This window comes from Chryseobacterium piperi (assembly GCF_002285635.2).
GTDB lineage: Bacteria > Bacteroidota > Bacteroidia > Flavobacteriales > Weeksellaceae > Chryseobacterium > Chryseobacterium piperi.
On record NZ_CP023049.2, the window covers coordinates 1585260 to 1597348 of the forward strand.

A 12089-nucleotide genomic window follows, 5' to 3' on the forward strand; every position below is an offset into this window, starting at 1 on the left:
AATCATGAAAAAAATAATTATCCCTATAGGAGCCTTGCTGATCGCAGGATTAGCCCATGCCCAGTTAAGCCCGACTGAAAATTACGTTTATTCCAAAACATATCTTGATTATAATGCCAGTAATCAGCCTACCAAAACTGCAGAAACCGTAGAGTATTTTGATGGCTTGGGAAGACCTAAACAAATTATTAATATCAAAGCCTCACCTTTAAGAAGAGATGTGGTTACCCATATTGAATATGATGGTTTTGGAAGACAGACTAAAGACTTTCTTCCTGTACCTCAAGCTCAAAGCTCTAATGGAGCCATTGTTTCCAATCCTTTAGCCAATGCTACTCAGGCCAGCATCTATGGGCAGGAAAAGATCTTTGCAGAAAAGACGCTGGAAAATTCTCCTCTGGATAGAATACTGGAACAGAAACAGGTGGGTAATGCCTGGAACACAAAACCGGTAAAGTTTGACTATGGAACCAATACGGCTACAGAGGTCAGAAAATATGTGACCACAACCACTTTCATGGAAGGAAGAACGAATTCTGTCTTAAAAGTGGCTGCCAATGATGCGAACTCTGCAAGTGGGTTTTATAAAGCCAATCAACTCTATAAAAACTCGGTAAAGGATGAAGATGGCAATGAAACCATAGAGTTTAAAAATGGCCAGGGTCAGACTCTTTTAGTCAGAAAAGTATTAGGAGCCGGTCAGAATGCAGATACCTATTATATCTATAATGAATATAATCAATTGGCTTTTGTCCTTCCCCCTGAAGCTTCCAACGCAGCCAGGAGCTTAGGAGTAGGTGTCCAGTTTCTAGATGGCTTTTTGGTTAATCATTGTTATCAGTATCATTATGATGGGAAAAACAGGTTAGTACAAAAGAAACTTCCGGGTAAAGAATGGGAACATATGGTGTATGATAAAGCTGACCGTCTTATTATGACTCAAGATGCAGAAATGCGTAAGACCAATAAATGGCTGATCACTAAATATGATCAGTTGGGAAGAGTTGCCTATACTGGAATTTTAACGGGGAACAATAGAATGGATAGGCAGACCCAGGCAGGAAATTTAGCTATTATTGAATCAAGGGAATCTGGTGGATTTATTCGTAATGGAATGCGTATTTATTATAGTAACAGTCACTTCTCTAATATAGAGACGGTTTTGAGTGTGAATTATTACGATACCTATCCTCCGGGATCTCCTACGGTTACCAATGTTTTTAATCATCAGCTTCTGACCGATAATCCTTCACAAGATCGTTCTACTAAAGGACTTCCTTTAGCCTCGTATATTAAAAATATAGAAGATGATGCCTGGACTAGAAATTTCACCTGGTATAATTCCAAAGGTCAGGTAATGGGAAGCCGAAGTATTAATCATTTAGGAGGCTATACCATTCTTAACCATCAGCTTGATTTTTCAGGAACACCTCTGCGTACAAGTACTTACCATAAAAGAATTGCAGCTGATACTGAAAAACAGATACACGAATACTTCACGTATGACCATCAGAACAGACTTCTGATGCATCGACATAAGGTAGGACCTAATCCTCTTGAGATCTTAGCTCAGAATAAATACAATGAGCTATCCCAGTTGGAAAATAAGAAAGTAGGTGGAGTAAGTGCTGCTGCACCACTTCAGCAAGTGGATTATCAATACAATATCCGAGGCTGGATGACTCATATTAATGATCCTGCTAATTTAGGAACTGATTTGTTTGGGTATAAAATAAAGTACAACCAGGTAGAAGGATTACAAACCCCAAATGTTAGCTTTTCCAATTTGAAAGTACTTCCTAAATTTAATGGGAATATTGCTGAAGTCGACTGGAAAACTGCATCTTCTCCTAATGATAATTTAAGAAGATATGGGTATGTATATGATGGTTTAAATAGATTACTGGCAGGATTTTACCAAAGAGATGCCAATCCATCGGCAAGAGAATATTTTGAAAAGATGGATTATGATTTGAATGGAAATATTATCAATCTCAAAAGATCAGCTCAGGTACAGTCCGGAAGTACGGCAGCATTAATTGATGATTTAACGTATTCTTACAATGGAAACAGGCTTAATAAAGTGACCGATGCCACCCAAAGTATTTCAGGATATCCTACAGGAGGAGCAACCATAGCTTATGATCTCAATGGGAATATGACGAGTCATCCTGATAAAAAAATTAATGAAATCACTTATAATTATTTAAACTTACCGAATAGCTTTAAGATATTGGGTGAAGGGAGATTCAGACCTAGTTATAATTATACTTACAGATCAGATGGGGTGAAAGTAAAAAAGAATTCTATCCCGGGACTTACAATCGATATTCAAACCGATTATCTGGATGGGTTTCAATATGAAGATAATGTTTTACAATTTGTTCCAACCTCAGAGGGCTATTATGATTTTGTAAAAAATAAGTATATTTACCACTATACGGATCATTTAGGAAATGTGAGATTAAGTTATACCAGAAACAATACAAGCTTAGAAATTATTGAAGAGAATAATTACTACCCATTTGGATTAAAGCATGAGGGATATAATCCCTTGAATGGAAATCCTGCTTATCAATACAAATACAACGGTAAAGAATTACAAACTGAAACCGGGATGTATGATTATGGTGCTAGGATGTATATGCCGGATATTGGTAGATGGGGAGTTGTTGATCCACTAGCGGAAAAAGGTGTTAATCTTACTCCATATCGTTACGGTTTTAATAGTCCTATAATGTATACAGATCCATTAGGTTTGTTTGAGTCAAGAAAAGAAGCTCGGGAATATCGACGAGAACATAATATTACAGGTTCTATAAAGAAAAATGATAATGGTTCCTTTTCTATAAATGATAGAACCAATAGTGTTAGTTATTCCAAAGGAACAGAAGGCTCAGGAGAAACTTTCAAAAATGATGGCGTTCAAGAATCAGCTTTGATTACTGTAAGTAAGAAAACCGATAACCAACAACAGAACATATACTCTCCATTAGGACAAGGAAACACATTGCTATCTCTTAATGGAACTTATATGTCGGCTTTTTCAGATAAAATGTATATTGGTACAGCTAGAAGAAATGCTCCCTTCAATTATTTAGGAACTAATTATTATGGAAATGGACGGACATTTTTGAAACAAGGAAATTTGATCAAAGCAGGAAAAGTTATTGGAAAAGGAACAGTAGTAATCGGAATAGGATTAGATATTTATGGAGTTAGTCAGTATTATGACAATCCTAATTCTCCAAATGCAGTACATCCAGTAAAAGCAGGAACAAATACAGCAATGTCACTTTATGGTTTAACAGGTGTTGGTACAATCCCTTCTTTATTATATTTTGGAGTGGATAATTTTTATCCGGGAGGCTGGGAAGGAGCCTCTGAAACGGCTGGGAAAACGGAAGCAAATGAAAGAGCAATGACAGGACATTCATTTTTAAGTAATTCAGCTTTAAAACAATAATTATCATGTATTTAAAAAAGGCTTATTATTATTTATTTTATAAATTATATAAATTTTGGGAGTACATTTCGATTCCTAGATTCTGGAGTGATGTTAAAGCATCATTGTCAATAGATTTACTTATATTATTTACTATTGCATCTATCTTTTTTTATTTTGATTTGAGTTTTGGAAGTAAAACAAAATTTTTAATATGTTTAATATTAATGTTATTTGTTTCAAATTATTTGTTTTTAAGAAATAGTAATTGGAAAGATTATATTAATCATTTTGAAAAACTATCAAAAACTCAAAATAATAAGGGAACAATAATAGTTTGCACTATTATTATATTGATACTTATCAATTTTATATACTCAATTTACTGGATGGATCGGAGAGCTCAATATAATGGAACTGGTCCTTATTCCAAAGAGTACTTAAATAACAAAGCCACTCAATGAGTGACTTTGTTATCAGTATAAGTATAGTATAAAGAAATTGCAGTAAAAAGAGTATTAATCATGAGTGACAGAAATGTTGAAGTCCCTTATCAATTGTAAATAATTATAACCTGAGACAAAGATGTATATGCCAAATATTTTGGAAGATGGCTGACCAATATATTAAGGTTCATTTTATATAAACTGATTTTACACTTCTTAAAAATAAAAGAAAAGTTTAAACAACAAACCCGCTCAATGAGCGGGTTTGTTATTTATTAAAAAGTATACAACAGACCTATTGAACAATCAACAAACACCCCTTATTCTTCGCAATACTAATCTCTTCATCCACCTTAAATTCTTTTGCTTCCTGAAAATCTTTAATTGAAGGAGCGCTGATCTTCAGATTTTTAGAATTGAGCCCTAATCTTTTCCAATCTACTTTCAATCGTACCCGGGTATCTTCCGGTGCCCAGCTTGCAAGGGAAATCATTATTTTTTTGCCTTGTTGGTAAACTGTTGCCAATACTTTAGGATGATCGGTTTTAACGGGATTGTCATTAACCCAATAACCAATCATCCGGGAACCTTTGATTCCGAAATCATCCCAGGCTTTCCACAGATAAGTCGGATTACTCTTTTCAGACCAGCCTAAACGGCTTGTCATCCCATACAACATTCCTTTCCAGGGATTTCCATTATCTTGTAACATTTCTCCCATCAATCCGAAAGGAATCCCGCTCACTTCCGTCAGCAAAAATTCCGGACTGGTATTGTTATAATCAAAGTACTCCCCGAACCACAAACGGTTGATATAAGGAAAATGTTCAAGATAAAGATTGGCACTGTTGTTAAAGCCGTCTTTATCATTGTATTGATTGGCAGAATGCAGGTCGATGATACCCGGATGTCCTTTCTGGGTCATTACCCTTTTAATCCTTTTCATAGTTACCCTGTCAAAAGCAACATCATCCAGGTAGATTCCGTCAATATCTAAATTATTGACCAGCCAGTTCATTCCTTCCACATAGTAATTATGCCAGCGGTTCATTCCACTGTTAATAATCGCAGCATCTTTGAACTCCGGTACATACCATGCTGCAATATAATTATCGTGAAGATGCTCCTGTAACCAAGAATAGCCTCCACCCTTTCCTGCGGAAAATACTTCCTGTCTAAGACTTTTCACCGGGTATAGCTCATACATTCTGTTGGAAACTTCACGAATGGTATTATAGATTTTCACTTTCAGTCCTTTTTCATGGGCTTTGGTGATATATGCTTTCATTTCTTTTGTGGCCACAAACGGATAATTAATATAAGGATTGATCTCATTACCATGGTGAATATTAATCACATTAGCACCGCTTGCCTGTATGGTTTCAACAGGTTTATAGGCATGATAAAACCGATTATTCCACTGATCATCCGTATTGATCGGGTGAAAAGGAGTAATAAGAAAGTGAAAGTTATAGTATAGCTCCTCTCCTTTTTTCATACTTCTGGCACCGCTAAAATTGTTAACTAAAATTTTAGATCCTATTTCCCTGATACTGACACCTCCCTTATTTCCATTCCCCCAGGAAGCAGGAAGAATTAAAGGTTTTTGAAGATAAAAATTGGTATTAAGAGGTCTCGAATAATTTTGGTCGCGTAAAGAAAATTGTATTCCTGCATTCACATTTCCTAACCACGCTCCATCTTGATTTTTCTTGGTAACATCCCATTTCCAATCAAAATTCTCCGGCCTGTAGCCTCCTTTCTGACCTAATCCCATCATATAGGTGGCTTTATCTTTTGCAAAAGGAATTTCCATAGCAATATCCTGAAGCTGAACATCATTCAATGCTATGATCTTTACGGTATACTCCATAAATCCGTCAAACTCAATAGAACCGTCAACCTGCATTTTCAGATTCTCTGATGTGCTTGTGCTATTCCATGATATTTTTCCTTCTTCCTTTCCGGTGAAATGAATTCCTGAAGTTTTCCACTTCTCGGCTTCTGTTCCCTGACCTTTTACAACAAAATGTATAGGTTCATTCAGGAGAACATTAGGCATTTTCCCGATGGAAGTCATCTCCGGACTAAAGAAAGTCTCAATCTGCTTTGGAAATCCTGATTCATCCAGGAATACTTTTCGTCCCAACAATGAAACCTCCTGCCCTTTCAGTTGTAATGGGACATAGGGCTTTATCACTGTATTAGCCTGTGCCATGGTTGAATTGAGCCATGGAAGACGAGTCATCTTCCAGGGTTCATCAAAACCTTTATCAACAGATTTTTTTTCACTTATAGTCAATACAATTTTCACTGTTTGAGCAGCTGCATTTTCAGGCTGAATGGTAAGCATTCCTGCATAGACTCCGGGAGCCTTATTTTCAGGAATGTCAAAACCGCACCAAAAAGGCTGTAAATCATCTCTTTTAACATCTACGTTGAGTAAAAGTTTTTCCCCTTTATAATCTACGCCCCCAGTGTTTATACAATCAAAATAGCTGGATTCAATGACTCCTCCTGAAATACTTTTCAATGAAGAAGCTGTAATTTTCACTTTTTTAAGATCTGTTTTTACAGGGAGCATTCCAATCTGAAAAGCATAAAATGCTCCTCTATCCGCTTTCCCCTCCAGTACTGCAGAATCTTTTTTATCATTCGTCCAATGCTGAGGAATTCTGTTCATTTTAATAGGCTTTTCCCTCACTTCAGGAAAAAGCAGATAAGCTTTATCTTGATACTTCTTTTTATACTGGTCAATTTCTTTTTGGGTAGCAATCATTTCCATGGGATCGTTGCTGTTGAATTTGTCTGCCGATTCAATCCTTAATACCCTGGCTGACGCTGCATCTGAGTTTTTAGTTATCGGCTGAACAGTCCTTTTCAGATAAGTCGCTGTAGGATAATTCGTCCTATCATCCAGTTGATAAGGGAGAAAATAGACATAGTAAATCCCTTTTCCCGATACCGGAGTAAAAATGAATGAACCTTCTTCCTCATTGGTATTCAAGTACACATCCGGTTCATATTGCTTTTGGGTAAGACTATCCATAATAATCAGTTTCTGATCCGGCTTTACCCGGATGTTACGCCATGGAATAGTTACTTTAGCCTGCTTGGTCGATGCTTCCCATCGCAATATGGCTCGCTGATTTCCCAGCTTGTCAGCATCCCATTTCTGGGTTTGAGGAGGATATATATGTTGGGCGAAGCTAAAACCCGGCGTAAGAATTCCCGTCAGGATGATTGGATAAAGTCTTTTTAAAAGCATATTAAATTTGAATAAAGTGATAAAAACTGGTTCTTGTCTTTCAAATTTAATATAATTCACCATACATAAGAGAAACATTTAGTGATTTTTCAATATTTTTAAGGAAATAAAGAGCTTAAAGGGTATGATCGTGAATAACAAAACCTCCCCTAAGGGAGGTCAAAAAACACAAATGATGAAAAAAAATTATTATATTTATAATGCAATATAAAAGCACTTAATTCTTATACAAAGATACACCGTAAAACAACAATAATTCATGAGTAGAATCATAAAACACGAAATCCTACTATAAAAGCAGGATTTACATGTATTTTTTTATCAATAATCTGAACTATTCCCATTCAATAGTTGCAGGTGGTTTGCTTGAAATATCATAAGCCACTCTGTTGATTCCTCTTACCTCATTGATGATTCTACTGGAAACAGTATCTAAAAATTCATAAGGAAGTCTGCTCCATGTTGCCGTCATAAAATCAATAGTGTTGGCAGAACGAACGACCGCTGTATATTCATAGGTTCTTTCATCTCCCATCACTCCAACAGATTTCACAGGAAGCAATACCACGAAAGCCTGGGAAACTTTTTCGTACAGGTCATTTTTATACAATTCTTCAATGAAAATGTCATCAGCTTCCTGAAGGATTCTTACTTTTTCAGCATCTACTGCTCCTAAAATTCTGATTCCTAAACCAGGACCCGGGAACGGGTGTCTGTACACCAGATGATGAGGAATACCAAGTTCTTCTCCAACTTTTCTTACTTCGTCCTTGAAAAGCTCTCTTAAAGGCTCTAATAGTTCGAATTCCATATCTTCCGGAAGTCCGCCAACATTATGGTGAGATTTAATAACAGCAGAAGGTCCGTTTACGGACTGACTTTCGATAACGTCAGGATAAATCGTTCCTTGTGCCAAAAATTTAGCCCCTTCAATTTTATGAGATTCTTCATCAAAAACATGGATAAATTCATTTCCGATGATCTTTCTCTTTTGTTCAGGATCATCAACTCCTGCCAATTTTGATAGGAATCTTTCTGAAGCATCAACCAACTTAATGTTCATATGGAAGTGTTCTCCATAGTTCTCCATTACTTTTACATCTTCATTTTTTCTCAACAGACCCGTATCTACGAAGATACAAGTCAATTGGTCACCGATTGCCTTATGAATCAAAACAGCAGCTACAGAAGAGTCTACTCCTCCTGAAAGACCCAGGATTACTTTGTTGTCTCCTACTCTTTCTTTGATTTCAGCAACTGTTTTTTCGATATAGTTGGTTAGTTTCCAGTTTTTCTCTGCATCACAGATAGAGAAAACAAAGTTTTCAAGCATTTTACCGCCTTCTTCTGTATGAGAAACCTCCGGATGGAACTGAACACAATAAATTTGTCTTTCAGGGTTGGAAATAGAAGCGATAACTCCTGATTTGGCATTCAATTCAAAACCAGCTGGTAAATCCCCTACCTCATCAAAATGGCTCATCCAAACAATAGAATTTTGAGCGACTCCTTTTAGTAAGGCATTCTCTTTAATAATATCCAAATGAGCTTTTCCATACTCTCCTTTTTCTCCTTTATTTACTTTTCCACCTAAAACACGTGCTGTCAGCTGCATTCCATAACAGATTCCCAACACAGGAATTCCTTGTTCGTAGAGTTCTTTTTCAACCAAATGAGCGTTTTCTGCATTCACAGAACTTGGCCCACCGGAAAGGATAATCCCTTTTGGCTGTCTTTCTAAAATATCTTGTAAAGGTGTATTGTAAGGTAAGATTTCAGAATATACTCCCATCTCACGGATTCTTCTTCCGATAAGCTGATTGTACTGGGATCCGAAATCTAATATGATAATACCGTTGTTCATTTTTATAATTGATGATTGATAATTAATAATTGATGAAGTTTAGCCGTAAGTCACTTTCTAACTAAACTAACTGTTTTACAAAAAAAGACTTGGAAACGTTCCAAATCTTTTTTTATGATTTTTATTAAAACTTTCCGATGTCTTCTCTGTAGAAGCTATAGTCGAAGTGAACCGGAAGTGCATCTTCGTATACTTTCTTGCGGGCGTCTTCATAAGTAGCACCTGTAGCAACGAGATTAAGTACTCTACCTCCATTGGAAACCACTTTATCTCCTCTTCTTACAGCTCCGGCATATAATAGCTGGCTGTGTTTTACTTTATCTTCGTTTTTGATCTCAAAACCTGTTTCTATGTTTCTTGGATATCCTCCTGAACACATTACCAGACAAACTGCTTTTTCGTCTTTAAATTTAAGCTCAATGTCTTTTCCGTTCATACAATCGTTGATTACATCTAACAGATTGTTTTCCATAAGAGCCATTAATACCTGAGTTTCCGGATCTCCGAATCTCATATTGTATTCCAGAAGATAAGTTCCGTTCTTCGTTACCATCAATCCAAAGAAGATAATTCCTTTAAAGCTGAATCCTTCTTCTTTAAGACCATGAATAGTGGGCTCTAGGATATTCTTTTCGAAATCTGCCTGATGTTCTGCCGTAAACTCCGGGCTTGGAGCTACTGAACCCATACCTCCTGTATTAGGGCCTGTATCACCATTTCCGGCTTTTTTATAATCTTTTGCTGCTATACAAGGGAATAGTTTCTCACCATTAGAGAATGCAATGATAGAAGCCTCAAAACCTTGCAGATACTCCTCGATCACCAAACGGATTCCGGCATCTCCATAGATTCTGCGGATCATGAAATCATGGATCGTTGCTTCTGCTTCTTCCAAAGTATCACAGATTACTACTCCTTTTCCACCTGCTAAACCACTAGCTTTGATTACTAAAGGATATTCCTGAGTTTGTACATATTCTTTAGCATTGTTATATGAATCAAATACCACAGCTTTAGCTGTTTTAATATCATAGGTCTGCATAAATTTCTTAGAGAAAGCCTTACTTCCTTCCAGACTTGCTACTTTTTGATTCGGACCGAAAACTTTAAGATCATGCTTCTTAAATTCATCCTTTAAACCTGCTACAAGTGGTGCCTCAGGACCTACGATGGTAAGATCTACCTTCTCTTTAATAGCGAAATCTCTAAGTTCTTTAATTTCAGATAAATGAACATTTTTCCCTATTACATCAGTGGTAGCGTTTCCGTTAGCAAAAAACATTTTAGTAACTCTGGAGTCTTGATGAAGCTTTACTGCCAATGCAGATTCTCTTCCACCTTCACCTATGATTAATATTCTCATACTTTTATTTAATTAACTAGTCTATATTCTACAAATATATAATTTTGAATGCTATAAATACAATCTCAAAATTATTTTTTAATTCTATTTTAATTAGTGTAAAAAATGTCTAACCCCAGTAAACATCATCGGAATTTTGTGCTCATTGGCCGCTTCGATGCTGTCCTGATCTTTTACACTTCCTCCTGGCTGGATGATTGCTTTGATACCCTCCTGAGCGCAGAAATCTACGACGTCACGGAAAGGAAAAAATGCATCAGAAGCCAATACCAAATCTCCGGAGAATTTCTCTTTAGCTCTTTCGATCGCCTGCTGCGTAGCCCAGATTCTGTTAACCTGTCCGCCTCCGATTCCGAAAGCCTGAATTCCATTGGAAACAACAATCGCATTGGACCTAACGTACTTCACTACTCTCTGGGAGAAAAGCAATGCTTTTTTCTGTTCTTCTGTAGGCTGTACTTCAGTAACTACCTTGATATCATCAGAGAAGAAAGTATCGTTATCCTGAACAAGGATTCCACCGTCTATTTTCACCCATGTCTGTTTATCAGAAACAGGATTGACAATTTTTATAATTCTTAAATTTTTCTTCTTTCTTAAAACTTCTAAAGCTTCCTCATCAAAATCAGGAGCCATTACAATTTCAAGGAAAGTTTTATTTAATTCTTCAGCTGTTGCTGCATCGATCTTATAGTTCATAGCAACAATTCCGCCAAAGATAGAAACCGGATCACATTCAAAAGTCTTCTGATAAGTTTCCAGGGCTGAAGTTCCGATCGCCACACCACAAGGTGTAGAGTGTTTTACAGCACAACAAGCCATCTCTTCTTTGAATTCATTCACTACTTTCCAGCAAAGATCCATATCACGAAGGTTATTGAAAGAAAGCTCTTTACCTCCAAGTTGTTCGAAATCTTTCATTGCTCCGTTTTCGAAAGTAGAAACGTAGTAAGCTGCCGTCTGATGTGGGTTTTCACCATATCTTAAGTCAGATGCTTTTTTATAGGAAGCACTTAAATAAGTAGGATATTCTTCATCTAAAAGCATTCTTGAAATAGCAGCATCATAAGCAGAAGTAAGGTTAAATACTTTCCCTGCCAGTTTTTTACGGGTTTCGATATACGTATCCCCATTCTGCTCCATTTCAATTTTAACAGTTGAGTAATCCTCAACGTCAGTAATAACAGTAACAGAGTCAAAGTTTTTAGCCGCTGAACGAAGCATTGATGGACCTCCGATATCAATAAACTCTACCTTTTCATGTAAAGAAATGTCTTTGTTTACATTTTCAAAGAAAGGGTAAAGGTTGACGATCACCATATCGATTAAACCAATTCCGTACTCTTGAACTGTTTTCATGTGTTCTTCATTGGAACGAACAGCTAATAATCCACCGTGCACTTTCGGATGTAAAGTCTTTACTCTACCATCCAGCATTTCAGGAAAATCGGTTACCTCATCAATCTGAATCGGATTTAAACCAGCCTCTTTCAAATGCTTGAATGTCCCTCCGGTAGAAATCAGCTCATAATTCTGGGCTTCCAAAAACTGCGCAAATTCGATTAATCCGCTCTTGTCAGAGACACTGATTAAAACTCTCTTTTTACTCATTTTACTTTCATTTTTTTACTTTTCACAGTTATTTCAAACTGTATTTCCGGTCTTTCACCTCCGGATTTACTTTTTATTTTACTTAGATTTTT

5 protein-coding genes are annotated in these 12089 nt (G+C 36.5%); 1 reads left to right on the forward strand and 4 read right to left on the reverse strand.

The window, feature by feature from the left end:
* Positions 1–4: 4 nt before the first annotated feature.
* The gene (locus CJF12_RS06950) at positions 5–3466 is read left to right on the forward strand and encodes a DUF6443 domain-containing protein (protein ID WP_095591085.1); all 3462 of its coding nucleotides are present in this window, start codon (positions 5–7) and stop codon (positions 3464–3466) included.
* A 720-nt stretch (positions 3467–4186) separates the two neighbouring features.
* Here CJF12_RS06950 and CJF12_RS06960 read toward each other — a convergent pair.
* The 4 genes from CJF12_RS06960 to purH all read right to left on the reverse strand — a co-directional run bounded on the left by CJF12_RS06960 (position 4187) and on the right by purH (position 11997).
* Positions 4187–7159 (reverse strand): glycoside hydrolase domain-containing protein, encoded by a 2973-nt coding sequence (locus CJF12_RS06960; protein ID WP_095591228.1) that lies wholly within the window; start codon positions 7157–7159, stop codon positions 4187–4189.
* Between the two features lie 334 nt (positions 7160–7493).
* Positions 7494–9023, reverse strand: coding sequence for a glutamine-hydrolyzing GMP synthase (gene guaA / locus CJF12_RS06965; RefSeq protein ID WP_034685612.1), 1530 nt, complete (start codon positions 9021–9023; stop codon positions 7494–7496).
* A 124-nt stretch (positions 9024–9147) separates the two neighbouring features.
* Entirely contained in the window at positions 9148–10386 is a 1239-nt protein-coding gene (gene purD / locus CJF12_RS06970; protein WP_034685614.1) for a phosphoribosylamine--glycine ligase, read from the reverse strand.
* Positions 10387–10479: 93 nt separating this feature from the next.
* Positions 10480–11997, reverse strand: a complete 1518-nt coding sequence (gene purH, locus CJF12_RS06975; protein ID WP_034685615.1) for a bifunctional phosphoribosylaminoimidazolecarboxamide formyltransferase/IMP cyclohydrolase — start codon at positions 11995–11997, stop codon at positions 10480–10482.
* Positions 11998–12089 lie beyond the last annotated feature (92 nt).

Excerpts from the sequence above, each read along its gene's own strand:
- CJF12_RS06950 (WP_095591085.1), top strand. The coding sequence starts at position 5 with ATGAAAAAAATAATTATCCCTATAGGAGCCTTGCTGATCGCAGGATTA.
- CJF12_RS06960 (WP_095591228.1), bottom strand. The coding sequence starts at position 7,159 with ATGCTTTTAAAAAGACTTTATCCAATCATCCTGACGGGAATTCTTACG.
- guaA (WP_034685612.1), bottom strand. The coding sequence starts at position 9,023 with ATGAACAACGGTATTATCATATTAGATTTCGGATCCCAGTACAATCAG.
- purD (WP_034685614.1), bottom strand. The coding sequence starts at position 10,386 with ATGAGAATATTAATCATAGGTGAAGGTGGAAGAGAATCTGCATTGGCA.
- purH (WP_034685615.1), bottom strand. The coding sequence starts at position 11,997 with ATGAGTAAAAAGAGAGTTTTAATCAGTGTCTCTGACAAGAGCGGATTA.